The 24,759-nt window shown below is 72.5% G+C and carries 17 protein-coding genes and 1 pseudogene; 7 read left to right on the top strand and 11 right to left on the bottom strand.

Translation table 11 applies throughout. The annotated features are described in order from the left end of the window. Positions 1-107 precede the first annotated feature (107 nt). Positions 108-1,253, bottom strand: coding sequence for an acyl-CoA dehydrogenase family protein (locus Pta02_RS07580; RefSeq protein ID WP_203873979.1), 1,146 nt, complete (start codon positions 1,251-1,253; stop codon positions 108-110). A gap of 127 nt (positions 1,254-1,380) precedes the next feature. Here Pta02_RS07580 and Pta02_RS07585 point away from each other — a divergent pair, with 127 nt between their 5' ends. Beyond that, positions 1,381-3,996, top strand: a complete 2,616-nt coding sequence (locus tag Pta02_RS07585) for an ATP-binding protein (RefSeq protein WP_203873980.1) — start codon at positions 1,381-1,383, stop codon at positions 3,994-3,996. 104 nt (positions 3,997-4,100) lie between these two features. On the opposite strand, the gene Pta02_RS07590 is transcribed toward Pta02_RS07585, so the two are convergent. Then, positions 4,101-4,976, bottom strand: coding sequence for a hypothetical protein (locus Pta02_RS07590; RefSeq protein WP_203873981.1), 876 nt, complete (start codon positions 4,974-4,976; stop codon positions 4,101-4,103). A 160-nt stretch (positions 4,977-5,136) separates the two neighbouring features. On the opposite strand from Pta02_RS07590, the gene Pta02_RS07595 reads away from it, so the two are divergent. Then, positions 5,137-5,934, top strand: coding sequence for a tyrosine-protein phosphatase (locus Pta02_RS07595; RefSeq protein WP_203873982.1), 798 nt, complete (start codon positions 5,137-5,139; stop codon positions 5,932-5,934). Between the two features lie 274 nt (positions 5,935-6,208). Further along, positions 6,209-6,853: a flavin reductase family protein gene (locus Pta02_RS07600; protein ID WP_203873983.1), complete on the top strand. Its 645-nt coding sequence runs from the start codon at positions 6,209-6,211 to the stop codon at positions 6,851-6,853. Positions 6,854-7,173: 320 nt separating this feature from the next. Here Pta02_RS07600 and Pta02_RS07605 read toward each other — a convergent pair. The 3 genes and pseudogenes from Pta02_RS07605 to Pta02_RS07615 form a co-directional block, all read right to left on the bottom strand. Beyond that, positions 7,174-8,643: pseudogene (locus Pta02_RS07605) on the bottom strand (ABC transporter ATP-binding protein); the annotation flags it as partial. Beyond that, on the bottom strand, positions 8,640-10,625 hold the full coding sequence (locus Pta02_RS07610) for an ABC transporter ATP-binding protein (RefSeq protein ID WP_239129826.1): 1,986 nt from the start codon (positions 10,623-10,625) through the stop codon (positions 8,640-8,642). The gene Pta02_RS07610 and the pseudogene Pta02_RS07605, both read right to left, overlap by 4 nt. Beyond that, entirely contained in the window at positions 10,622-11,518 is an 897-nt protein-coding gene (locus tag Pta02_RS07615; protein ID WP_239129828.1) for an alpha/beta hydrolase, read from the bottom strand. The genes Pta02_RS07610 and Pta02_RS07615 overlap by 4 nt, the downstream gene beginning before the upstream one ends. A gap of 117 nt (positions 11,519-11,635) precedes the next feature. Here Pta02_RS07615 and Pta02_RS07620 point away from each other — a divergent pair, with 117 nt between their 5' ends. Next, positions 11,636-12,670 carry a PucR family transcriptional regulator gene (locus Pta02_RS07620; protein WP_203873985.1) on the top strand — a complete coding sequence of 345 codons (1,035 nt, stop codon included), beginning with the start codon at positions 11,636-11,638 and terminating at the stop codon, positions 12,668-12,670. Between the two features lie 2 nt (positions 12,671-12,672). On the opposite strand, the gene Pta02_RS07625 is transcribed toward Pta02_RS07620, so the two are convergent. Then, the gene (locus tag Pta02_RS07625; RefSeq protein ID WP_203873986.1) at positions 12,673-13,710 is read right to left on the bottom strand and encodes a Gfo/Idh/MocA family oxidoreductase; all 1,038 of its coding nucleotides are present in this window, start codon (positions 13,708-13,710) and stop codon (positions 12,673-12,675) included. Beyond that, complete coding sequence (locus Pta02_RS07630; protein ID WP_203873987.1) at positions 13,703-14,611, bottom strand: proteasome assembly chaperone family protein; 909 nt, start codon at positions 14,609-14,611, stop codon at positions 13,703-13,705. Before Pta02_RS07630 ends, Pta02_RS07625 begins: the two co-directional genes overlap by 8 nt. Positions 14,612-15,024: 413 nt before the next feature. Between Pta02_RS07630 and Pta02_RS07635 the strand changes: the two genes are divergently transcribed. Further along, on the top strand, positions 15,025-15,936 hold the full coding sequence (locus Pta02_RS07635; protein WP_203873988.1) for a 4-epi-cubebol synthase: 912 nt from the start codon (positions 15,025-15,027) through the stop codon (positions 15,934-15,936). Between the two features lie 64 nt (positions 15,937-16,000). Here the strand turns inward: Pta02_RS07635 and Pta02_RS07640 are convergent, their stop codons facing one another. Beyond that, the gene (locus Pta02_RS07640; RefSeq protein ID WP_239129830.1) at positions 16,001-18,058 is read right to left on the bottom strand and encodes an ATP-binding protein; all 2,058 of its coding nucleotides are present in this window, start codon (positions 18,056-18,058) and stop codon (positions 16,001-16,003) included. Between the two features lie 241 nt (positions 18,059-18,299). Between Pta02_RS07640 and Pta02_RS07645 the strand changes: the two genes are divergently transcribed. Together Pta02_RS07645 and Pta02_RS07650 are read left to right on the top strand one after the other, a co-directional pair. Then, positions 18,300-19,025 (top strand): RNA-guided endonuclease InsQ/TnpB family protein, encoded by a 726-nt coding sequence (locus tag Pta02_RS07645; protein ID WP_203873990.1) that lies wholly within the window; start codon positions 18,300-18,302, stop codon positions 19,023-19,025. A gap of 88 nt (positions 19,026-19,113) precedes the next feature. Next, complete coding sequence (locus Pta02_RS07650; protein ID WP_203873991.1) at positions 19,114-19,284, top strand: hypothetical protein; 171 nt, start codon at positions 19,114-19,116, stop codon at positions 19,282-19,284. A gap of 256 nt (positions 19,285-19,540) precedes the next feature. Here Pta02_RS07650 and Pta02_RS07655 read toward each other — a convergent pair whose 3' ends face one another. From Pta02_RS07655 to Pta02_RS07665, 3 genes are all read right to left on the bottom strand, one after another. Continuing rightward, the gene (locus tag Pta02_RS07655; RefSeq protein WP_203873992.1) at positions 19,541-20,752 is read right to left on the bottom strand and encodes an amidohydrolase family protein; all 1,212 of its coding nucleotides are present in this window, start codon (positions 20,750-20,752) and stop codon (positions 19,541-19,543) included. A gap of 189 nt (positions 20,753-20,941) precedes the next feature. Further along, positions 20,942-21,913, bottom strand: coding sequence for an ABC transporter permease (locus Pta02_RS07660; RefSeq protein ID WP_203873993.1), 972 nt, complete (start codon positions 21,911-21,913; stop codon positions 20,942-20,944). Then, complete coding sequence (locus Pta02_RS07665) at positions 21,910-24,717, bottom strand: alpha/beta fold hydrolase (RefSeq protein WP_203873994.1); 2,808 nt, start codon at positions 24,715-24,717, stop codon at positions 21,910-21,912. The genes Pta02_RS07660 and Pta02_RS07665 overlap by 4 nt, the downstream gene beginning before the upstream one ends. Positions 24,718-24,759: the final 42 nt, after the last annotated feature.

Below are 24,759 nucleotides of genomic sequence, written 5' to 3' on the forward strand. Positions count from 1 at the left end.
CACCGGCCGGCCGCACCCCGCCGTGTGCGGTCACGTCACCGGCCGGCCGCACCCCGCCGTGTGCGGTCACGTCACCGGCCGGCCGCACCCCGTCATGGGCCCTGGCCTCACAGGCCGAGGTCCCGGCCGATGATCTCGCGCATGATCTCGTTGGATCCGGCCCAGATGCGGGTCACCCGGGCGTCCATCCAGGCGCGGGCCACGCGGTACTCCTTCATGTAGCCGTAGCCGCCGAACAGCTGGACGCAGGCGTCCAGCACCTCGTTCTGCACCTCCGAGGTCCACATCTTGGCCTTGGCCGCGTCGACCGCGCTCAGCTCGCGCCCGGTGTGGGCCGCGATGCACTGGTCCAGGAACGCCTGGGAGACCTCGACCTTGGTGACCAGGTCGGCCAGGACGAACTTGTTGTGCTGGAAGGAGCCGACCGGCTGGCCGAACGCCTTGCGCTCCTTGACGTAGACCAGCGTCTCGGCCAGCACCGCGGCCGCGTGCGCCAGGTTCGCCACCGCCGAGCCGAGCCGCTCCTGCGGGAGCCGCTCCATCATCGCGATGAAGCCCCGGTCGATCTCGCCGATCACGTTCTCCCCGGGGACGCGCACGTTCTCGAAGAACAGTTCGGCGGTGTCGGCCTCGGGCTGGCCCACCTTGTCCAGCTTGCGGCCCCGGGTGAAGCCCTCCATCCCGGTCTCCACCGCGAACAGCGTGATGCCCTTGGCCCTCTTCTCCGGGCTGGTCCGGGCGGCGACCACCACCAGGTCGGCGCAGTAGCCGTTGGTGATGAAGGTCTTGGACCCGTTGACGACCCAGTCGGAACCGTCGCGGACCGCGGTGGTGCGCAGCGCGGCCAGGTCGGAGCCGCCGCTCGGCTCGGTCATGCCGATGGCCGTGATCATCTCGCCGGAGCAGAAGCGGGGCAGCCAGCGCTTCTTCTGCTCCTCGGTGGTCAGCTCGACCAGGTACGGCGCGACCACGTCGTAGTGGATGCCGAAACTGGAGGACAGGGCCGCGCTCTGCCCGGACAGTTCCTCACCCAGCACCGCGTTGAAGCGGTAGTCGCCGGCCGCGCTGCCGCCGTACTCCTCCGGCACCTCCAGCCCGAGGAAACCCTGGCGGCCGGCCTCCAGCCACACGTCGCGGTCGATCAGCCGGTTCTCGATGAACTCCTCGGCACGCGGCGCCACCGAGCGGGAGAGGAACTCCCGGACGGACTCGCGGAAGGCCTCGTGGTCGGGGCCGTAAACGGTTCGCTTCATGACATGTGAATATACCGACCGGTTGGTATCTCCCGCGGAGGGGACCATCCGCTTTGCTTCTGGTTGAATGAATCTTGAGACGACACACCGGCCGCGCCGGGGGCCGCGGCCTTCCTCGGGGAGACGTATGCGCGGGTCACCGCACGTGCCCGACCACGACGACGCCGACCGGCTGCCGCAACCGCGCAGGCGCCCGATCTCGCTGGCGGCGCCCGCGGCGGCCGGCCTGGCCGCCGCCGCGGCCAGCATCATGGCGACCTCGCTGGACGTGTGGGACCTGCCCGTCCCGGCCAAGCTCGCCATCACGGTCTTCGCCGGCGTCCTGGTCGGCGTGCTCACCTGGGCCACGACGGACCGGCGGGCGGTGGCCGCCGGGGGCGTGCCGGAGGGGACCTGGCGGGCGCCCGACCAGTGGCCGCCGACGCCCGCGCACTTCACCGGCCGCGCCGAGGCGCTGGCCGAGCTGCGCGAGGTCTTCGACGGGCACCGCAGGAACCAGAGCCGGGACGGCGGCTCGCCCCTGATCGTCTCGGTGTACGGCAGAGGCGGCGTCGGCAAGTCCATGCTGATGACCAGGTTCGGCCACGAGATCGCCGGCCGGTTCCCCGACGGGCGGCTCTACGCCGACCTGCGCGGTGCGGTGGACGCACCGATCCGGCCCGAGGAGGTGCTGACCGGCTTCCTGCGGGCGCTGGGCGTGCGGCTCACCACCGACCCCGGAGGCCTGGACGAGCTGCGCAACCTCTGGCTGACCTGGACCAAGGGCAAGCGCATCCTGATCGGCCTGGACAACGCCGAGCACGGCGACCAGGTCAAGGACCTCATCCCGGCCGAGCCCGGATGCACGGTGATGATCACCTCGCGGCACCCGCTGTTCCTGCTCAACACCTACGACAAGCGGCTCGCGGTGTTCGGCGAGGCGCAGAGCCTGGAGCTGCTGGCCCGGCTGGCCGGGGACGAGCGCGTCGCCTCGGAGCTGGAGTCCGCCCGGGAGATCGTCCAGATGTGCGACCACCTGCCGCTGGCCATCAGCATCTGCGGCGGGCGCCTGGCCACGCGCGAGAACTGGTCGCTGCGCGAGATGGCCGACCGGCTCAGGGACGAGCGCCGCCGCCTGGACCAGCTCGAACTCGCACCCAGCCTGGACAAGAGCGTGCGCGCCTCCCTCCAGCTCAGCTACGACGCCTGCACCGGCATCCAGCGCCGGCTGCTGCGCCGGCTCAGCCTGCTGACCGCCCCCGACGTGCCCGGCTGGGCGGCCGGCGAGCTGCTGGGCACCTCCGAGCTGGACGGCGCCGACCAGCTGGAGGCGCTCATCGACACCCAGCTCGCCGAGTGCTCGGGCGTCGACTTCGCCGGCGCCATGCGCTACCGGCTGCACGACCTGGTGCGGATCTTCGCCCGCGAGCTGGCCGGTTCCTACGACGCCGACGGCTCCGGCCGGGCAGCCATCGAGCGGGTGCTGTCCGGCTACCGTCGCAGGGGCGAGGCCGCGGCGATGGCGCGCTGGCCGCAGGACTGGGGGCGCAGCGGCCGCGGCGGCGACCACTCGTCGGTGGTGCGGGGCCAGGCGTCGGCGGCCGACTGGCTCAACGCCGAGCGGCTGACCGTGGTCGCCATGATCGGCGAGGCGCGGAACCTGGAGCTGTGGGAGCCGGCCTGGGGCCTGGGCCGGGCGTTCTGCTCGCTGTGCCACTCGCTGCGCGCCTACTGGTCCGACTGGCGGGCGGTCGCCGAGATCGTGTGCGAGGCGGCGGAGCACATGGACGACCGGCGGGCGCTGGGCATCGCGCTGCTGGACCGGGCGGCCGTGACCGGCGGGCAGGGCAGCCACCAGAGCGCCCGCGAGGACGCCGAGCGGGCGCTGGCCGTCTTCACCGAGCTGGGGGAGGCGTGGTGGGCCGCGCGGGCGATGCGCACGGTCGGCATGACGCTCTTCAGCGACGGCAGCCTCGACCGGGCGCAGGGCTATCTCATCGACGCGATCGCCTCCTTCAAGAGCGAGGAGGACCGGTGGTGGTCGGCCAGGACCCAGCGCAACCTGGCCGAGCTCAGGCTCGCCCAGCGCAGGCCCGATGAGGCGAGGGAACTGCTGGAGGAGGCCCTGCGGGTCTTCGAGCACGACCGCAACCGCTACTCCGAGGCGCAGACCCTGCGCGCCTACGGCGAGGTGCTCGGCGCGACCGCGCGGAGCCTGCAGGAGCGGGGAGAGCTGCGGGCCGCCCAGGACCACTTCACCCGGGCGGGGTTCAGCCTGGACCGCGCCGCGGAGATGTTCCGGCTGCGGGGCGAGGAGTGGGAGGTGGCCCGGTGCCTGCGCGCCGCCGGAGAGGTCGGCGACCCGGCCAACCGGCTCAACGAGCTGAAGTACGTTCGGCAGGCCGCCGAGCTGCTGGGCAAGCTGGGCGACTCGTGGGGCGTGGCCAGGGCCGAGCTGTCGGCCGGGCGGGTGCACTCCAGGGCCGGCAGGGCCCTGGAGGCCGAGGAAACGCTGCGGCGGGCCGTACGGGCCTTCGAGGACCTCGGCGACCGGTGGTGGATGGCCCGGTGCCTGCGCTATCTGGGCGAGGTGCACCTGGAGGCCGGTGAGGGCGAGGCCGCGCTCCTGCCGCTCGGCCGCGCCCTGGACATCTACCGCAGTCTCGGCAACCAGTCGGGCATGGGCCGTACCCTGGAACTCCTGCGCCGGGCCAGGGAGGACGGCACCCCCGCCCCCAAGCCGCCACGCGGCACCCCGGAGTGACCGGCCGGGTGTCACGTCCGGGACCGCTGCTCGTACGGTGCCGGCCGGGTGGCGCCGTCCGGCCCGGGCGGGTCACCGTACGCAGGGTCGCGGAACGGGAGGGATCACCGGCCGCCGGAGTCCATCAGGTACCCCGCGGCCCGGCGGGCGTCCTCCATGCTCTCCAGGAACAGCTCTCTGATCCGCCGGGCCTGGCCGGTCAGCTCCTGCAGCTGCGGGATGGCCAGCGCGTCCCCCGTGGTGTCGGCGACCAGCTGCTCGTACTGCGGCGTCCGCTCGGCCAGCAGCTCCAGCTGCCGGTAGGAGTGGTAGACCGCGTCGGCCCTGCGCACCTGGGCGGCGTACTCCTCCATCGCCTCGATCCGCCGGATCAGCGAGGTCCTGGCCGTCTCCAGCGCCTTGGAGTAGGGGACGAAGGCCTCGGCCACCTCGGGCGGCGGCGTATTGGGGACGATCCGCAGATACTCCGCCCGCAGGGACGAGAGCCGGACCAGTTTCGTGGCGATCTGCCAGGTCTGGTCGGGCAGCGTCACCGCGTTGTCGATCGTGTCGAGCAGGGCCGCGCGGTTGACGCGGGACTCGAGCACCGTCTCGGCGGCGTCCTGCGCGCGGCGCAGCAGCGCGCCGCACTCCGCGTCGAGGTCCTCGGGCAGGATGAACCGGTTGGCGTGGTCGATGGCGACCCGCATCCGGCGCCGTTCCTGCCGGGGCCCGGGATCGGCGGCCAGCCGCTGGACGCCGGAGAAGACGCCGATCAGGATCAGCATCGCGAGCATGACGGTGAAGTTGGTGACTATCCAGATCAGCCCCATGGAGCCCGCGACCGAGAAGACCTTGACCGGGTCGGGGCCCCGGGCGGAGGGGATGTCCCCCATCCGGACCGCCCGGAGCGTCTCGGGACTGGCGCGCAGCACCGAGGAGACCGAGTCGGGCAGGGCGGGGTCGACGATCAGACTCGGGGGACGGCTCTGCGGGTCCACATGACCTCCTCACGAAGAGGCGTCGCCAAGTGCTTCCACTTTTCACCATCATGAGCGTTTTAGAATAATTTAGGACGCGAGATGGCAAACATCGGTATTTGCGGTAATACGTCCCGCTGTTAACTGTGTAGCCATATATCGATGTATAGACTCCTTCGTGATGAACGACTTCACGCGCTGGATAGATCTGGAAGGCGCCGTCAACGTGCGCGACCTCGGCGGGCTCGCCACGGTGGACGGCGGGACCACCTCATTCGGCCGGATCTACCGGTCGGACAATCTTCAGGGCCTGAGCGGACGCGACGTCGAGCGCCTGGTCTTCGAACTCAAACTCCGCCACGTCGTCGACCTCCGCTCCGGACCCGAGGTCTCCCTGGAGGGCCCCGGCCCGCTCACCCGCATCCCCGAGGTGAGCATCCACCACCACACGCTCTTCGCCGAGGGCGGCAAGTACACCGACGTCGACGCCGACACGATCGACGCCGACCGGGTGCTGCCCTGGCAGAGCCGCGAGGAGGAGGACCTGGCCGAGCTGCGGGTCACCGGCTTCTACTACGCCTACCTGCGCGACCGTCCCGACTCGGTGCTGGCGGCCCTGCGGGCCATGGCCCGCGACGACGGCGCGTCCATCGTGCACTGCGCGGCGGGCAAGGACCGCACCGGCGTGCTGTGCGCCCTGGCCCTGGAGGTCGCCGGCGCCACCCGGGAGGCCATCGTCGAGGACTACGCGGCCACCGGCGAGCGCATCGAGGACATCCTGGCCCGCCTGCGGGCCAGCGACACCTACCGCGAGGACCTCGACACCCGCTCGCCCGACGAGCACCGCCCGCGGCGGGAGTACATCGAGAGGTTCCTGCAGGTGCTGGACGACCGCTTCGGCGGCCCGCTGGCATGGCTCGCCGAGCAGGGCTGGACCGACGAGGACACCCGCGCCATGCGCTCCCGCCTGCGCGACTAGAGGAGCAGGCCCTGAGGTCTGAGGCTTGAGATCCGAGGCTGAAAGCGGGTACGGCGGCGCGCGGTGAGACGGGTGCCGCCGTACCCGTGGGCACCTCCGTGGCAGGGCGGGTGCCGCCCACCCGGCTGCGCCGCCCGCCGGCCTGCCGGAAGATGCTTGTCCGGCGTGCCGGCTCGACGTCCGTTTTCCGCCAGCGCCCCCTTCGGCCGATCACGCACACTTGATCTCGTCTCCCGCGCTCACTGCAGCGACTCCAACCCCAGAGGGCGAATCCATGCACAAGGTCCGCGACCTGAAGGTGTTGTACTTCGGCACGCCGGTCGTACTGATCAGCTCCCGCAACCCCGACGGCAGCGCCAACCTCGCGCCGATGTCCTCAGCGTGGTGGCTGGGCCAGTCCTGCATGCTCGGTCTGGGCGACTCCGCCCAGACCACGGCCAACCTGCGCCGAGAACGAGAATGCGTGCTGAACCTGGCGCCGTCGTCGCTTGTCGACGCGGTCGACCGGCTGGCCATGACCACCGGCGCACCCGTCGTACCGCGGCACAAGGCGGAGATGGGCTACCGCTACGAGCCGCGCAAGTTCGCGGCCGCGGCACTGACCGAACAACCCTCGGAGCTGGTCGCCCCGCCGCGCGTCCTGGAGTGCCCGATCCAGCTGGAGTGCGAGGTGGTGGCCGCGCATCCGTTCGCCGATCACAACGCGAGTGCCACCGCATTCCACGTTACGGTCCGCCGCGCCCATGTCGACGACGAGCTCATCATCCCGGGGACGCGCTATGTCGACCCGATCGCCTGGGACCCGCTCATCATGAAGTTCTGCGAGTTCTTCGGCGACGCGCGCAACGTCCGTTCGTCCCGGCTCGCCGCAGGCTGGCGGATGCCGCACGATCTGCGGACCCCGGCCGCATTCTCCTAGTACTCCGGTGACACTTTGAGATCATGGCGGGCGGCACCCGGCCTGCCGCGGACGCATCTCACGGAACGGGCGTTTCACCCGGTACGCATCGCCGAGGCGGAGATCTCCCAGAAGCCGGCGTAGCGGCCGCCGCGGCGCAGCAGCTCGTCGTGGCCGCCCTCCTCCACGATCCGGCCGCCGTCCAGGAAGACGACGCGGTCGGCGCGCCGGACGGTCCGCATGCGGTGCGCCACCATCACCACCGTCCGGCCCGCCATCAGGCGCTCGATGCCGTCGTGGACGGCCGCCTCGTTCACCGGGTCCAGCGCGGAGGTCACCTCGTCCAGCAGCACGACGGGCGCGTCCTTCAGCAGCGCCCGCGCGATGGAGACACGCTGGCGTTCACCGCCCGACAGCAGCGCGCCGCCCTCGCCGACGTCGGCCGCCCATCCGCCGGGCAGCCGCCCGATCACCTCCTCCAGCCGCGCCGCGGTCGCCGCCGCCCGTACCTCGGCCTCGGAGGCGCCGGGACGGCCGAGACGGACGTTCTCCTCGATGGTGCCGTCGAAGAGATAGACGTCCTGGAAGACGATGGCGATCTGCGCCATCAGAACCTCGGTGCTGACGGCGCGCACGTCCACCCCTCCCACGCGCACCGCGCCCGCGTCCACGTCGTGGAAGCGCGCGAGCAACTGCAGCAGTGTGCTCTTGCCCGCACCCGACGGCCCGACGACGGCGAGCCGCTGTCCCTGCGGTACGGACAACGACAGGTCGTCGATCACCGTACGGCCGCCGTGCCGGAAGGTGACGGAGGCGAACTCCAGGTCGTGGCGGACCGGCCGGACCGGCTCGCGGGGTTCCGGCAGCGGCTCGGCGCGCAGCACCGTGTCGAGTCTGTCCAGCTCGGAGCGCGCGCCGCGCAGTTTGCCGCCGATGTCCGACAGCGACAGCAGCGGGTCGGCGCAGCGGGCCGCGAGCACCAGGATCGTCAGAACCTCCGCCGCCCCGATGCTCCCGCCGAGCGCGAGATAGGCACCCAGGGCCAGTACCACGGTGAAGACCGCCTGCACCGTGAGCGTCAGGCCCACCGCGCCGGGCAGCGTCGCCAGCACGGTACGGCGGGACGCGCGCCGGAGCTCGCGCAGCGAGTCGTCGAGCAGCTCGAAGCGTTCGCCGCTCCGGCCGCCGGCCCGCAGCACCGGCTGGGCCTGGAGGAATTCGACGACCCGCCCGGTGGCCTCCTTGTCGCGCTCGTGGCCCTCGGCGTCGGCGGCGGCCGTCGAGCGTGCCGTCCGGATCTGGATCACCGCCACGACGGGGGCGGCGGCCAGGGCGGCCAGCCCCAGTCGCCAGTCGAAGGCGAGCATCACCACCACGATCGTCAGGGGAGTCACCAGGGCGGCGATGAACGGCGCCAGCAGATGCGCCATGATGCTCATCGCCCGCAGGAGACCCTGGCCGGCCATGACGGACACCTCGCCGACCCGGCCGGCGCCGTACCAGCCGATGGGCAGCCGGGCCAGATGCTCGCCGAGCCGGTGATACATGCCCCGCAACATCGTGGTCCCCACGCGCATGCCGGACAGGTCGCTGACATAGCGCAGTACGGCGTAGCCCGCGACCGCGGCCCCGAACGCGACCAGCCACGGCCCGGCGTCCGCGGGCGTGTCCCCGAGCAGCGCCCGCAGCACCGGGACCAGCAGGGCATAGGACAGGCCCTCGGCCGTCGCGGTGATCGTCATGAGGATCACGGTGCGACGCAGCGTCCGGGCGTACTCGGGTCCCAGCACGCGCAGCAGCATTCGGATCATCGCGGCTCGCCTCCTCGCGATACGCCATCGTCGGTCTCGGTCTCGGTCTCGGTCTCGGTCTCGGTCTCGGTCCCGGTCTCGGTCCCGGCCCCGGTCTCGGTCCCGGCCCCGGTCTCGGTCCCGGCCTCGTCGGCGAGCGCCGACCGGTGGGACCGCCAGAACGCGGCGAACCTCCCGTTCCCGGCCAGCAGCTCGGCGGGCCCGCCACGCTCGACGATCTCCCCGTTCTCCAGCACCACGACGGTGTCGGCGTCGGCGACCGTCTCCAGACGATGGGCGATGACCAGGACCGTCCGGTCGCCCTCCAGCGTCGCCAGCGCCCGGCGTACCGCCTGCTCGGTCTGCGGGTCGGCGAAGGCGGTCGCCTCGTCGAGCACCAGAACGGGGGTGTCCGCGAGCAGCGCGCGGGCGATCGAGATCCGCTGCGCCTCGCCGCCCGACAGCCCGGCCTCCTCACCGATCACCGTCTCGTATCCGCGAGGCAGCTCGAGGATCCGGTCGTGGACGTTCGCCAGCCGGGCGGCGCGGATCACGTCGTCACGGTCGGCGTACGGCACCGCCAGCGCGATGTTGTCCGCGACCGACGCGCGCAGCAGGCGAACGTCCTGGAAGACGAAGGAGACCGTCCGGTAGAGGTCCCGGCTGCCGATCTCGCGCAGATCGACGCCGCCCATGGTGACCGAACCGTGGGAGGGGTCGAAGAACCGGGGCAGGAGCCGGACCAGGGTGGACTTCCCGCTCCCCGACGGACCGACGACCGCGGTGACCGTCCCCGGTTCGAGCACCAGGTCGATCCCGCGCAGCACCTCGTGATCGGCCCGGTAGCCGAAGCGGACGCCGCGCAACTCCACCCGGTGCCCCCGCGGTGCGACCGGGTGCGCGGGCTCCGGCAGCGACCGCACCGCGAGCACGTCCCTGATCCTGCCGACCGCGCGCCGGGCGGCCTGCATGTCGTCGAAGCCGTGGCCCAGGGCCGCCACCGGAGCGGTCAGGCCCAGCCCGAGCAGCGGGAAGGGCAGCAGGTCGGCCGGGGCCATGCCGCCGGTCGTGATCAGAGCCGCACCGCCGGCCAGGACGACCAGCAGCACGAACGGCGGCGACAGCGCCAGCTGCATCCCGGCGGCGACCGCGGACACGCCGCGTACCCACCGGCTGAAGGTGGCGACGAAATCGTCCGCGGCCGAGAGGAACGCGCGGTGGGCGCGCCCGGATCCGCCGAACGCCTTGACCACCGCGATGCCCTGCACGAACTCGACGACGGAACCGGCGATCCGGCCCATGGCCGCGTCGAACTCCTCCTGCTCGCGCGTCCTGGCGGGGAGCATCAGCAGCGGGACCAGCGCCACGGCCAGCACCACCGGGATCAGCGTGATCAGCGTGAGCCGCCAGTCGACGGTGAACAGGTAGACCAGCGACACCAGCGGCACCACGAACGCGGAGACGAGCTCACCGGGGGCGTGGGCGATGAACGGGTGCACGGCGCTCACGTCCTGCCCCACGACCTTCGCCAGCTCCCCGGTCCGGCGCCGGGAGAACCAGCCGATCGGCACGCGCCCCAGCCGCGCGGCCAGCCGGCGGCGGAACGCCAGCTGCACCCGGCCGTCGAGAACGTGCCCGGTCCCGGCCGACGCGGCCGTGAACACCAGCCGGACGAACAGGCCGGCCGCGCCCGCGATCACGACGGACCAGACGTGACCGTGGTCGATGGGGCCGGGCGCCAGCAGGGCACGGCCCAGTTCGACGACCGCCAGCAACGGCGCCAGCCCCGCGACGGCGCCGATGACCTGCAGGATGACGACACCGGCGAAGCTCCACGCGTACGGGCGCAGGAGCCCCGCCAGGCCCTGTTCCGCCGGAGAGCCGGCGGTCGCGGCCGCGCCGGTGGCGGTGGCGGTGGCCGAGCCGATGGCCGAGTCGGTGGTCGTGATCGGGCCCGTGGCCGTGACCGGGCCGGTGGCCGTGGCCGGCTGTGACGGCCTCACTCGGCCAGGGCCCGGCGCAGTGCGGCGCCGAGCTCCGCGAGCTGCCGCTGCGACACCTCGGCGGACAGGATCGCCTGCGACCCGTGGAAGGTGCCGGGCCACTGGTGCAGCTCGACCGACACGCCCGCCTGCAGCATCCGCAGCGCGTAGAGGATGTCCTCGTCGCGGTTCGGGCACAGCTCGGCGGTGGCGATGTAGGCGGGGGGCAGGCCGGACAGGTCCTCGGCCCGCGCCGGGGCGGCGTACGGAGAGGCGGGTTCAGAGCCCAGATAGTGCCGCCACGACTCGGCGACCTTGTCGCGGTTCACCCAGGGGGTGTCGGTGAAGTTCTGCGCCGACCACGTCTCCTGCCGGTCGTCGAGCTCGGGCTGGTTGAGCAGCTGGAAGCGGATCGGCGGACCCTGCCGGTCGCGCGCCCGCAGCGCCGTCGCGGCCGCGAGCCCCGCGCCGGCGCTGTGACCGCCGACCGCGATCCGCTCCGGGCCGACGCCGAGCTCGGCCGCGTGCTCGGCCGTCCAGGTCAGGACGGCGTAGGCGTCGTCCAGGGCGGCGGGGAAGCGGTTCTCGGGGGCCAGCCGGTAGGCCACCGAGATCACCACCGCGCCGCAGGCGCCCGCGAGCCGGGCGGCCCACGGGTGCTCGGTGTCGAGGTCGCCCATGACGAACCCGCCGCCGTGCAGCCAGATGACGGCGCCCTGCGCCTGGTACGGGCGGTAGATCCGCACCATCACGTCCGGATCGGCGGGCACCGTGCGGTCCTCGATCTCGATCCCCGTGGTGTCCGGCGCGGGCACCGCGGCGGCCAGCTCGGCGAACTTCTTGCGCTGGATGATCGGGTCGGTCAGGTCGGCCTGGGGGAACAGCGGGACGAACGCTTCAAGTTCGGGATCCATGCCGGACATCCTCACCGCCGCCGCCCTGCGGATCATCCGCCATCCGTCGGGCATCCGGTGCCGATCACGCACCGATCGTTGCCCGCCTCCCCGCCCGCAAGGGCCTATCCTCCTGCCATGGAGGCACTGGCGGAACGGCTGTCGCACCTGGACTCGCAGGCCGAAGGCGCCCTCCGGGTCGTCATGTTCTACGACACGCTGATGCGCCGGCGGGTGGATCTGCCGGCGCTCGCCCGGGCCTCGGCGGGCCTGGCCGGGTGCGTGACCGGGATCCGGCTGCACGGCACGGGGCGGGTGGTCCGCTTCTCGCCCGACGGTGAGCAGGCGTCCGCGACGCCGTCCGCGGCCTCCGGCACGGCGCCGATCACGCTCGACGAGGAGGAGATCGGCACGGTGTGGCTGGAACGCCCCGGCCCGCCGAATCCGCTCGACGAACTGCTGCTGGACCGGCTCGCCATCGCCGTCGCGGCGGTCGTCGAGCGGTACGGCCCCGCCCGCACCACCATGGCCGATCCCGCGCTGGTCGAACTGGCGATCAGCGCGGGCAGCGACGAGGCGGCCAGGGCCCGGGCGCTGAGGCTGCTGGGATTCGCCGCGGACCTGCCGGTCCGCGTCGTCGCCGTACGGTCGCAGCTCCCGCTCGACCGGATCGGCGCCCTGATCTGCCCGGCCCGCCCGGTGAAGGCGGCACCGCTGGCCGACGTGGGCGTCCTGCTGGCCACCACTGTCGACCCGGCCCGGTTCCCCGCGGGTGTGCGCGCCGGCATCGGCGCCGCCGAGAGCCCGGACCGATCATGGCAGGAGGCCCGCACCGCCCTGCGCTTCACCACTCCGCGCCAGCCGGTCGTCCACCACGACAGCCTGGGCGTGATGGCGCTGCTCGCACAGGTGCCCCGGGAGGTCGCGCGCGACAACGCCGACGTGGCCGCGATCGCCCGGATGGCCGGCAACCCGGACGATCTGGAGACCCTGGACGCCTACTGCGCCACCGGCTCCCTGCGCCGTGCCGCCGACCTCCTCCACCTGCACCACAGCAGCGTCGCCCGCCGGCTCGAACAGCTGGCGAAGACCCTGGGCATCGACCTCACCGAGCCCGCCGGACTGGTCCGGGCCAGGCTCGCCCTCACCGCATGGCGGCTGCTCGACGACTGACGTCACAGCGTGACGGTGACGCCCTCGGCGGCGGAGCGGCGGGCGGCCTCCAGGACGGTGAGGGCCTCCACGACCTCCTCGGGGGCGACCGGCGGCGGGGCGCCGTCGCGCACGGCCGGGACCACCGCCCGGTAGAAGTCCAGGTAGGCGCCGGGTTCGGTGCGGACCGGGTGGTTGTCCCGGTCGGTGCCCAGCACGCCCCACCGCTCCTGCGGGTCGTCGCCGAAGCCGGGCGAGTCCGGGGTCAGGCCCGCGCGCAGGCGGTCCTCCTGGACGTCCAGGCCGTGCTTGACGTAGGCCGCCGCCGAGCCCAGCACGCGGAAGCGCGGCCCGAGCTGCGGGGTCACCGCGCTGACCCACAGGTGGGAACGGGCGCCGCTCGCGTGGGTCAGGGCGATGAAGGTGTCGTCGTCGGAGACGACCCCGGTCCTGCGCACGTCGGACTCGGCGTAGACCGAGGTGACCGGGCCCAGCAGGCGCAGCGCCTGGTCGGCCAGGTGGCTGCCCAGGTCGTACAGCAGGCCGCCGACCTCCTCGGCGCCGCCGACCTCGCGCCAGCCGCCCTTGGGGACGGGCCGCCACCGCTCGAAGCGGGACTCCAGCCGGTTGACGGTGCCCAGCTCGCCGGAGGCGACCAGCCGCTCGATCGTCAGGAAGTCGCCGTCCCAGCGGCGGTTCTGGAACACGGTCAGCATCACGCCGCGCTCCCGCGCCAGCTCGGCCAGGTCGCGGGCCTCCCGGGCGGTCGCGGCCAGCGGCTTGTCCACCACCACCGGCAGGCCCGCCTTCAGCGCCGCCTCGGCCAGCGGGACGTGGGTGCGGTTGGGGGAGGCCACCACGACCAGGTCGACGTCATCCCACAGCTCGTCGGGGTCGGAGACCGGCCGCGCGCCGTACCGGTCCTTCACCTCGGCGGATCGCGCGGGATCGCGCGTCACCACCGCCGACAGCCGCAGACCCGGCGTCGCGGCGATCAGCGGGGCGTGGAAGAACGCCCCGGCGACGCCGTACCCGATCAGGCCGACCCGCAGATCAGTCATTGCGGCGTTCGTCCCGCTCGGCCAGGAAGGCCTCGAACTGGGCGGCGAGCTCGTCGCCGGTGGGCATCTCGACGGGCTCGGCGATCAGGTTCTCCCGCTCGGCGCCGGCGGCGAAGGCGTCGTACTGCTGCTCCAGGCCGCTGATCGCGGTGGACAGCTCCTCCGAGGCCTCGATCTGCTCGGCGATCTCCGCGGTGGTCCGGTCCGCGGCGGCGCGCAGGCTCTCCAGGGGGAAGACCAGCCCGGTGCTGTTGGTGACGGACTCCAGGGCGGTCACCGCGGCCGTGGGATACTCGGCCTGGGCGAGATAGTGGGGGACGTGCACGGCGTAGCCGAGGGCGTCGTGCCCCTTGGCGCCGAGCCGGAACTCGATCAGGGCGGCCGCGCTGCCGGGGACCTGGACCTTGCCGAAGGAGCTGGTCTGCCCGGCGACCAGCTCGGGGCGGCTGGCGTGCCCGGTGACGCCCAGCGGGCGGGTGTGCGGGACGGCCATGGGGATGCCGTGGGCGGTCACCAGCTTGGCGACGCCCAGCCGGGTGACGAGCGTCTCGACGGCGGCGGTGAACAGCTCCCACTCGCGATCCGGCTCGGGACCGCTGAGCAGCAGGAACGGCGTGCCCGTCGTGTCGTGGGCGAGGCGCAGGGCGATCGTGGGAGCGTCGACGTCCACCCACCTGTCGGTGTCGAACGTCATGATCGGGCGGCGGGACCGGTAGTCGAGCAGGCGGTCCACGTCGAAGGTCGCGATGACCCGGTGCTCCAGCTCGGCGAGGAGGTGTTCCATGGCGAGCCGGCCGGCTCCGCCCGCGTCCACGAACCCGTCGAAGTGGTAGAGCAGCACCGGATCGGTCAGCTCGGGAAGGTCTCCGCTGAGCCGGTAGAGATCCGTCGGGTCGAACACCGTTCTCCAGCCTTTCGTCGATCGTCTCTTCAGGTGAACTCGCGCGGTCGCCGGTGAATTCCGCTGCCCCGGTGACCTGGAGCGAACCCTACCGGGGGACGGGGGATCCCACGCAGTCCGATCGTCCGGGCTCCCGGAGGCGTGATCCGCAGACCGGCACGGAACTGTCACCGGATGTGGACACCGAGTGAAATGTTCGGTCAGGACGAATACCTGGAATGACACGGCCGAAGCTAACCCCGGAGTGCTCCTGCCCTACCCCAGGGGTACCAGGGCCCATTGTTCGTCACGTATAGGAAATTTTGTGCCGTTCGGCCATGCTGGGTGACGTGCCAAGAACCACTGCGCGGCCCTACCGGTCCCTGAAGCTCCCCGAGTTGTCGTGTCCTTTCCCCAGTGAGGTGAACCCCCATGTGGAGAGGGTGGACAAGGAGACCATCGGCTGGGCGGTGGAGTCGGGCCTGCTGGAGGGCGCCGAGATGGTGGTGAGATACCGTCAGGCGCGCTACGGCCTGCTCGGGGCACGCACCTATCCCTACGCCGACTACACCATGCTCCGCCTGGCGACCGACTGGTGCGTGTGGTTGTTCGCCTTCGACGACGTCTTCTGCGAGACCGACCGGCACGCCGCCGAGATCGCCAGGACGCTGCCGCAGTTCGTGGCGGTCCTCGACGGCATCGAGGGCTGCGGGCCGGTGGACAACGTCTTCGCCAGGGCGCTGCGGGAGATCAAGTGCCGGATCGCCGAGAACGGCGACGCCGACCAGCTCGACCGGTGGTGCGGAGTCGTCAAGGACTATCTGTTCGCCCAGGTGTGGGAGGCGGCCAACCGGCAGGACGCCGTGGTGCCGACCCTGGCGGACTACATCCTGATGCGGCGGCGGACCGGGGCCATGCTCACCGTCTTCGCGCTCATCGACGTGGCCGCCGGGTACCGGCTCACCCCCCAGGAGTGGCGCCACCCCGACGTGCGGGCGATCACCGAGAGCGCCAACGACGTCGTGGTCTGGGACAACGACCTGATCTCCTACGCCAAGGAGAGCGGCGCGGGCAACTCCGTCAACAACCTGGTGAACGTGCTCGCCCGGCACCGGGGCCACTCCTGCCAGGAGGCCATGGACGAGGTCGGCGCGATGCGCGACCGGGCCGTCGCCCGGATGGTGAAGCTGCGAGGCTCCCTGTCGCGGCTCGACTCGAAGGCGGTGGACGCCTACGTGCGCGGCCTGGAGTACTGGATCAGCGGGAGCATCGACTATTCGATGACGAGCCCCCGCTACACGATCGCCTGGCAGGACCGGCAGGACGAGACCCCGCTGGCCGGATAGCCGCCGCACGGGACCGTCGCGGGAGGCGCCCTTCAGGAGCGGCGGGCCGCCGCAGGGGGCGCCGTCACAGGTGCGGGAACGGGTCCTCCGGTCCCTGGTCGCCGAGCGCCAGCTCGATCAGCTCCTCCAGGTTCATCCGCCGTCCCATGGCGAAGGCCTCCTCGAAGGGCGCCTCGCCCAGGAGCCGCTTGCACTCCTTGACCGCCTGGTCGTGCTCGATGTTGAAGAACGGCGAGCCCAGCTGGGGCATCCCGAACGCCCGCCAGTTCTGCTGGCCTCCGCCCATCAGCTGCGAGGCCAGCGCCGGCCGCCCCTCGTCCAGGGTCAGCCTGGCGATCAACTCGACCGCCAGGCTGATGCCGAGCACGTCGTGGAAGTAGCGCTTGAGCCGCAGGGCCTCGCGGGCGTGGGCCATCGCCTCCTCGGCCCGGCCCAGCCCGTGGAAGGCGCTGGCCAGGGCGTAGATGGCGTAGGAGCGCAGCCACACCTCGCCGCGCTGGGTGCACACGGCGATGCAGTCGCGCAGCAGCACCTCGGCCTCGGTCGGGTCGTTCTGCATGAGCAGCACCATCGACAGCTCGACGATCGAGGGGAGCAGGCCGGGGTTCAGCTCGCGGCCGCTCTTGTGGAACTCGATCGCGACGCCGAGCAGCGCGCTGGCCTTCTGCAGGTCGCCCTGGAGCCACGCCGCGGTGCCCAGCATCTTGGTGGCCAGGATGACCGCGCCGGAGTCGCCCACCCGGACCGCGTCGGAGCTGCACTGCTCCGCGGCCTCGATCGCCCCGCTGATGTTGCCCTGGGCGCTGTTGATGTAGGACAGCACCCACAGCGCCTTGCACCGCTCGGAGCTGGGCTGCGAGGCCAGCTCCAGGGTCTTCTCGAGGTACAGCCTGCCCTCACGGGCCAGCCCGCAGGCCACCCAGAGGAACCACAGGGACGACAGCAGCTCCAGCCCGGCGCCCACCTGGCCGGGAGTGCGCAGGCAGTAGTCCAGCGCCACCCGGATGTTGTCGTGCTCGTGGCGCATCCTGACGTACCAGTAGACCTGGCGGGCACCGGACCAGGCGTCCTCGCTGCGCTTGGCCAGCTGCAGGTAGTAGTCGCGGTGCCGCTCGCGCACGGGCTCGATCTCGCCCAGCTTCTCCAGCCACTCCTCGCCGTACTGGCGCAGGGTGTCGATCAGCCGGTAGCGGTGCCCGGAAGGGGTGCCCTCGCTCAGCAGGATGGACTTCTCCACGAGGCTGGAGACGAGATCCATGATCGACTCGGCGGGCAGGCTGTCGCCCGCGCACACGTAGCGGGCGGCGTCCAGCTCGAAGTCACCGGCGAAGACCGACAGCCGGGCCCACAGCAGCCGCTCGGAGGGCTCGCACAGCTCGTGGCTCCACCCGATCGCGGCGCGCAGCGTCTGGTGACGGGGCAGCGCCGTACGGCTGGCGCCGGCCAGCAGGCTGAAGCGGTCGGCCAGCAGCGTGAGGATCTGCTCCACCGACAACGCCCGCATCCGCACCGCGGCCAGTTCGATGGCCAGCGGGATGCCGTCCAGGCGGCGGCAGAGCTCGGAGACCGGGCCGATGTTGTGCTCGTCGAGGACGAAGCTGGGCATGACCGCGCTCGCCCGGGCGGCGAACAGCTGCACCGCCTCGTTGGCGAAGACGTTCTCACCGGGCGCGTCGCCGGGGACGGCCAGCGGCGGGATGGTGACCGTGTGCTCGCCCCGGGCGTTGAGCGACTGACGGCTGGTCGCCAGGATGGTCAGGCCCGGAGCGTGGGTCAGCAGGTCCTCGAAGAGGGCGGCGCAGGCGTCGACGAGGTGTTCGCAGGTGTCGATGATCAGGAGGATCTCGCGGTCGCCGAGCCACTCGACCAGCGTCTCGTCCGCCGTCCGCGGCGACTGGTCGGCGATGCCGAGCGCCGAGGTGATCGTGTGCCGGACCATCCCCTGGTCCTGGAGCCGGGCCAGGTCGGCGAACCACACCCCGTCCTTGAACTGGCCGCGCACCATGTGCGCGATGCGCAGCGCGGTGCGGGACTTGCCGACACCGCCGATGCCGGTCACGGTCACGAGGCGGTGCTCGTGGAGCCTCTGCCTGAGTGTCGCCAGCAGTCTGGTGCGTCCCACGAAGCTGGTGAGCTCATTGGGGAGATTGCCTTCTCGCCGCCATCCTGATGGCGTTGCCATGGCCGCCTCACGGGGGTAGCTGACACCTGCTCTGGCATCGTACCCCCCTGGTCATCCACTGTCTTTTCGCCCGGGAGGAGGAGGATGAGCTTTACCCCACGGTCCACACGAGACTTCGCCTTGCCGGCAGCTCGCCGAGGCCAAGAACGACTTCCCCTGGCCGGCCACCGCGCCTGCCCAGGTGCTGCAGCAGACCCTCAAAGATCTGGATGTGGCATGCCGCCGGTACGGCACGGCGAAGGTGCGCTGGAAGACCAAGACCCGCTGGAGGCCGTCGTTCCGGTTTCCCACCCCCGGGCAGATCTCGGTCGAGACGATCAACCACCGGTGGGGGCGGGTGTTCCTGCCTAAACTCGGCTGGGTGCGTTTCCGCCTGTCGCGCCCGCTGAGCGCAAGCGTGCGCTCGGCGACCGTCTCGTGCGACGGCGCGCACCGGCTGACCCGCGATTATGCGCACGTCGTCTTCGAGGACCTGAACGTTCGGGGCATGACGGCCTCGGCGTCCGGCACGGCCACCGCGCCGGGTGCGCGGGTGGCGCAGAAATCCGGACTGAACCGGGCGATCCTGGACAAGGGCTGGTACGGGCTGGAGATCGCGGTGCGCTCGGCGGCCCGCCGTACCGGCAGCATCCTCGACAAGGTTCCTGCCGCGTACACGTCCCAGACGTGCTCGAATCCGGCCTGCGGGCGGGTGGATGCCAAGAGCCGCGATAGCCAAGCGCTCTTCACGTGCACCGCCTGCGGGCATAGCGAGCATGCCGACGTGAACGCGGCGAAATGCATCAAGGCCAGAGGGCGGGCGGCCGGGCCGGTCGTTTCAGGGCGTGGAGACTTCGGGGCCGCCCGGGTCGGTGAAGCGTCAAGCACCCGTTCCACAGCGCGCGGCGCGCCGCGCGCTGCCGTGTGAGCGGCACGGGAATCTTCGTCCCTTCAAGACGGAGAGCAGGTCAACCCACCAGGTCATCACGTACGGTGATCATCGTTACCATGGACACGTGACAGCGCACGAGCCAGACGACCTGCGTCCTGTGGATCTCTTCGAGGACGGCCCGGAGATCCTCCCCGACCAGACCTCCGACGACACCGATCTCGGATGGGGACAGTGGCGTGACTCCGGCGGCAACGACGATCGCCTGATCGAGGATCGCCCGCCCCACTGGGGCTAGTGGTGCTGAGAACCGGGATCGGGTACGGCGGCGCGTACCGGGCGACGGGCTCGTCCGTGGGATGCGTCCACGCTTGACCGGGTGTCGCCCACCCGTGAGGCGCGTCCGCGGTGGGCCGGGTGTCGCCCACCCCGGCTGCGCCTCACGACAGATGGGCCTGCTCACGACACCGGGACGCCGATCACTTCCGAGCCTCGACGAAGCCGGGTGCCGAGGGCCGTCCTTGAGCGTGGTCCGCAGCTGATCGCCGGGCGGGTCACGGCCGGGGCACCGCGGTCCCGCGCAGATAGACGGCGCGGATGCGGTGTATCGCGTCCGGATCGTGCAGCGGGTCGCCGTCGACGGCCAGGACGTCGGCGTCGTAGCCGGGTGCCAGACGGCCCTTGCGGTGCCCGAGGCCGCACGCCAGGGCGGCCCGGGAGGTGGCGGCGCGCAGCGCCTCGGCGGGGGTCATGCCGACCCCGGCGAGCTGGGCGAGCGCCCAGCGCAGTACGTCGTGCGGTTTGAAGGGGGCGATGCCGCCGTCGGTGCCGGTGACCATGGACGCGCCGGCCCGGTGCAGGAGCCGGAGATTGGCCGCCATCGCCGGCATGCGGGCGGCGATGGCGGGCGGCATGGCGAACCCGGGGATCGGCATGGTGCCCAGGGTGATGCCGAGGGCGACCGGCGCGGCGGCCATCGCCTCCGCCAGGCCCTCGGGGACGGGGTCGACCCCGTCGGCGGTCATGAACGTGACGTGTTCCAGGCCGTCGACGCCGGCGGCCAGGGCGTCGACGACCGCCCGCGTGCCGTGGGCGTGGGCGGTGACCGGTAGGTCGTGGCGGTGGGCCTCCTCGACCGCCGCGCGCAGCTCGTCGAGGTCGAACTGCGGCAGCTCCGGCCGGCTGCCCGGGGTGAGGTTCCCCCCGCTCGCCATGATCTTGATGACGTCGACGCCGCGTTCGGCGTGCTCGCGGACCGCCGCGCGGATCCCGTCCACGCCGGTGGCGCAGCCGCCCAGGAAGTGGCAGTGCCCGTCCTCGCTGGTGATGGGCGGTCCGGCGGCGACGATCGTGGGCAGCGTCGCGTCGGCGGAGTCGCGCAGCCGCAGGGACAGATAGCCGCGGTCGCCGAGGTCGCGCACGGTGGTCACCCCGCCCCGGACGGCGTGCCGGGCGGCGGCGGCCATCGCCTCCAGAGCGGCCGCGTCGTCGCGGCCGGCGAGACGGCCGACCGGATCCTCGGAGGCGTCGAAGGCCAGGTGGACGTGGGCGTCGACGAGCCCGGGAAGGAGCGTGGCGCCGCCCAGGTCGACGACGTCGGCGCCCTCGGGGACCGGCAGGGATGTGCCGGCGGTCGTGATCACACCGTTGTCGATCACGATCACCGGTTCGGGGACCAGCGTGTCGCCGATCCCGTCGAAGAGCCATTTCGCCCGCAGCACGGTGGGCGGTCGCCGCCGGGTCGCGGCGGTCTCGGTCGCCGTCATGCGCCCAGTGTGCGCCCGGCGGCCCGGATGGGACACCGGGCCGACCCCCGGGACGGCCTCGGGACAACCCCCGTGACCGCCCCCCGGGAGACCTCGGGACCCGGCGCCGCCTCAAGCCCGGGGCGACCTCGGGAGACCCGGCGAAACTTCACAGAACCCGGAGGAGCCTCAACAGAACCCGGAGGAGCCTCAGGAGACGACGTCCTTGCTCCGGAACCGGCGGAAGGCGAAGGCGATCAGGATCGCCGCGTAGGTGATCGACACGGACACGCCCTTGATCATGCCGCTGAAGTCCGGCTCCGGGGCGAGCGCGTCCAGCCAGGCCGTGTTCCAGAACGTCGGCAGGAACTCCCGCAGCGAGCCCAGCGCCTCCACCGCCTGCAGGATGGTGCTCACGATCACCAGGCCCACCGCGCCGCCGACCGCGCCCAGCGGGGAGTCGGTACTGACCGAGAGCAGGAAGGCCGTCGCGGCGACCACGAGCTGGCTGATCAGCGCGTAGCCGATCACGACCCCGAAGCGGGGCAGCACGTCCAGCGCCGGGATGACCTCGCCCGTCCCGGGGACGCGCACGTCGTTCCAGCCGAAGGCCAGGGTCCCGGCGAGCAGCGCCATCAGCGGCAGGCAGATCACCGCCGCCGCCGAGTAGCCCAGGGCGACGATCAGCTTCTGGCGCAGCAGCCGGTCGCGGGGGATCGGGGCGGCCAGCAGATAGCGCAGCGACGACCAGTCGGCCTCGCTGGCCACCGTGTCCCCGCAGAAGAGCGCGACCGCGACGACCAGCAGGAAGCTCGCCGACACCGACAGCGCGAACGCGGCGAAGTTCAGCCCGCCGTCGGCGGCCAGGTCGGAGATGCGCAGGGAGCCGCCACCCGGCCGCCCCCACCCGCCGCCGACCTTGAAGGCGATCACCAGCACCCACGGAAGCGCCAGCAGCAGGCCGAACATCACCAGCGTCCGGCGCCGCCTGAACTGGCGCACGATCTCCACCGAGATCGGCAGCGTCCGCTTCGGCGAGTATCCGTGCGCGGCCCCGTGCTCCCGGTCCGGCGCGGCCACGGCCGTCCCGCCGCCGGACGGCGTCGAGCCCGGCGCGATCGGACCGGACCCGCCCGGGCCGATCGCGGCACCACCGGCCGCGGTGCCGTTGGCGTCGCTCATGCGTTCTCTCCGATCAGGTCCAGGAACACGTCCTCCAGGCGCGTGCTCACCCCGTTGCCGCTCGTACGGCTGCGCAGCAGCTCGCTCACCGGACCGGCCGTGACGAGCCGGCCGCGGTGCATGACCACCACGTGGCTGCACGTCTGCTCCACCTCGGCGAGCAGGTGGCTGGAGACGATGACGGTACGGCCCCGCGCCGCGTAGCGGATCAGGACCTCGCGCATCTCGCGGATCTGGGGCGGGTCGAGACCGTTGGTGGGCTCGTCGAGGACCAGCAGGTCCGGCAGGCCCAGCATGGCCTGGGCGATGGCCAGGCGCTGGCGCATGCCCTGGGAGTAGGTCCGTACGGCGCGCTCCAGGGCGGCGCCGAGCCCGGCGATCTCCAGGGCCTCCTCGATGTGGGCGTCCTCGGCGGGGCGGCCGGTGGCCTTCCAGTACAGCTCCAGGTTGGCCCGGCCCGACAGGTGCGGCAGGAACCCGGCGCCCTCGACGAAGGAGCCCAGACGGGACAGGACCGGCGCGCCGGGGACGACCCGGTGGCCGAAGATCCTGATCTCGCCCCGGTCGGGGTGGATCAGGCCCATCATCATCCGCATCGTGGTGGTCTTGCCCGCGCCGTTGGGGCCGAGCAGGCCGAGCACCTGGCCGGGCTCGACGGTGAAGGACAGGTCGTTCACCGCGAGCTCGCCGTTGCGGTAGGCCTTGGTCAGTCCCTCGATGCGCAGGGGGACGGTGTCCAGGGCCGGGTCGTAGTCGTCGCGGAGCCTGCGCCGCCCGACGACGATCAGGACCGCCGCGGCGATCACGGAGGCCAGCGGCAGGGCCCAGGTCCACCAGGCGGGGCCGGTGGAGGGGGCGCGCAGCCCGGTGACGGTGGGCGCCTCCAGGGCCGGGGCGGCCAGGCTGACCTGGTAGACGGCCGAGGAGGCGGGGGTGTGATAGCCGAGGTCCGTCGTGGTGAAGGCGACCCGGAGCCGGTGCCCGGCCTCGAAGCGGTGGTCGACGGCGGGCAGGGTGACCGTGGCCTCCCCGGCGCCGCCCTCGGGGACGGTGATCCTGACCGGCGAGACGAGCCCCTCGGGCAGGACCGGCGCCTGCGTCCCGCCGGCGGTGTCGTACAGCTTGGCGAACAGCGTCACGTCCCGCGGACCCGAGGCGTCGTCCCCGGTGTCCCCGGTGTCCCCGGTGTCCCCGGTGTCCCCGGTGTCCCCGGTGTTCCCGGTGTTCCCGGTGTCCTCGCCGGCGGTGTCCGGGGAGGACGCGGCCTCGGCGATCCGGACACGCACCTTGACGGTGGAGCTTCCGGTGATCTGCAGCGGGGCGGACAGGGGCGCGGACTCGAAGGCCGCGCTCTGGCCCGCCATGTCCACCGAGAGGCTCAGGTTGGCCGAGCCGGTGCTCAGGCCGCCGAAGCCGGGGATGGCGGAGATCGAGGCGGGGGAGCCGCCGGGCGGGTTGGCCACCGGCTGCTCGGGACCGGCCAGGGGGATGGAGGTCCGCTCCGTGCCCGACAGGCCTGGGTAGGCGCCGGCCACGGCGTGCAACTGGACCGGGCGGCGGGTGCCCGGGTCCCGGCCCCCGTCGCGGGTGACGGTGAAGCCGCCGACCTCGGCGGGCCCGGCGGCCGGGGAGGCCGGGGCGGTGGCGGGGGTCGCCGGGTTCCCGGCGGCGGCGTCCTTCAGATAGTGGTCGAACCAGGCGCGGGTCTGGTCGTGCAGCCAGTCCACCTCGCCCTCGCCGCCGTCGTGGCCGCCGTCGAACCAGGCGACGCGGACCGGCGCGCCGGTCGCGGCGATCGCCTTGGCGTTGGCGTCGGCGTGGTTCAGCGGGAACAGCGAGTCGCGCTGCCCCTGCAGCAGCAGGGTCGGGATCCTGATCCTGCCCTGCACCGAGATCGGGCTGGAGCGGCGCAGCGTCTGCACCGCCGTGGCGGTCGCCCGCCCGGTCTCGGCCACCTGCTGGTACATGTCGCAGATCGCCGGCAGGAACCGGCCGCACCGGACCTCCTCGACGGTCGGCGGCCGGACCGCGGCGGGGCTGCGGCCGTTCTGCCCGGCCGGGCCGCCCTGCGCGTCCCCGGTCTCCTCGCCGTCCTGACCGCCGGACCCGTCCTGACCGCCGGCGCCGCCCTGGCCGGTCAGCGCGGCCAGGCCGCCCGGGGCCTGCGGGCCGCCCCGGCTGAAGAACAGCCCGGCCCACATCCGCTTGAACACGCCGCTCTCCGGGCCCTGCCCGGTGGCGTTGGGGAACAGCGCGTCGGCCAGGTCGTACCAGGTGATCTGGGGGGCGATCGCGTCGATCCGGCTGTCGTGGGCGGCGGCCATCAGCGCGATGGCGCCGCCGTAGGACCCGCCGGCGATGCCCACGCGCGGGTCGCCGTCCGCGTCGAGCCGGACCTCGGGGCGCTCGGCCAGCCAGTCCACCAGCTGGCGGACGTCCTTGACCTCGTAGTCGGGGGAGTTGAGCGCGATCTGCCCGCTCGAGCGTCCGAAGCCGCGGGCCGACCAGGTCAATACGGCGTAGCCCTCCTGCGCGAGCCGCACGGCGGCGTCCCTGACGCTCTGCTTGCTGCCGCCGAAGCCGTGCGCGAGCAGCACCGCGGGAGCCTTCCCGCCGCCCGAGGGCGGGAAGAAGCTCGTGTCGAGCGTGACGCGCTGGTCGTCGGCGGGTCCGTCGACCACCGTGATCGTCTGTTCCTGGGCGCGTACCGTCGGGCCCGACGGCCACACCAGCCAGGTCACCACACCGATGACCAGCACGGCGACCACCGCGATCCAGGTGACACGCCTCCCCGAAAGCCTCATGCAGGGAGATTACTCACTGGAGCTGAGAGATAGCTGAGACGA

Source organism: Paraplanobispora takensis, from assembly GCF_016863195.1.
GTDB lineage: Bacteria > Actinomycetota > Actinomycetes > Streptosporangiales > Streptosporangiaceae > Planobispora > Planobispora takensis.

What these genes read in the sequence shown, in the direction of transcription:
- Pta02_RS07580 (WP_203873979.1), bottom strand. Translation starts at nt 1,253, where the DNA reads ATGAAGCGAACCGTTTACGGCCCCGACCACGAGGCCTTCCGCGAGTCC.
- Pta02_RS07585 (WP_203873980.1), top strand. Translation starts at nt 1,381, where the DNA reads ATGCGCGGGTCACCGCACGTGCCCGACCACGACGACGCCGACCGGCTG.
- Pta02_RS07595 (WP_203873982.1), top strand. Translation starts at nt 5,137, where the DNA reads ATGAACGACTTCACGCGCTGGATAGATCTGGAAGGCGCCGTCAACGTG.
- Pta02_RS07600 (WP_203873983.1), top strand. Translation starts at nt 6,209, where the DNA reads ATGCACAAGGTCCGCGACCTGAAGGTGTTGTACTTCGGCACGCCGGTC.
- Pta02_RS07615 (WP_239129828.1), bottom strand. Translation starts at nt 11,518, where the DNA reads ATGGATCCCGAACTTGAAGCGTTCGTCCCGCTGTTCCCCCAGGCCGAC.
- Pta02_RS07620 (WP_203873985.1), top strand. Translation starts at nt 11,636, where the DNA reads ATGGAGGCACTGGCGGAACGGCTGTCGCACCTGGACTCGCAGGCCGAA.
- Pta02_RS07625 (WP_203873986.1), bottom strand. Translation starts at nt 13,710, where the DNA reads ATGACTGATCTGCGGGTCGGCCTGATCGGGTACGGCGTCGCCGGGGCG.
- Pta02_RS07655 (WP_203873992.1), bottom strand. Translation starts at nt 20,752, where the DNA reads ATGACGGCGACCGAGACCGCCGCGACCCGGCGGCGACCGCCCACCGTG.
- Pta02_RS07660 (WP_203873993.1), bottom strand. Translation starts at nt 21,913, where the DNA reads ATGAGCGACGCCAACGGCACCGCGGCCGGTGGTGCCGCGATCGGCCCG.
- Pta02_RS07665 (WP_203873994.1), bottom strand. Translation starts at nt 24,717, where the DNA reads ATGAGGCTTTCGGGGAGGCGTGTCACCTGGATCGCGGTGGTCGCCGTG.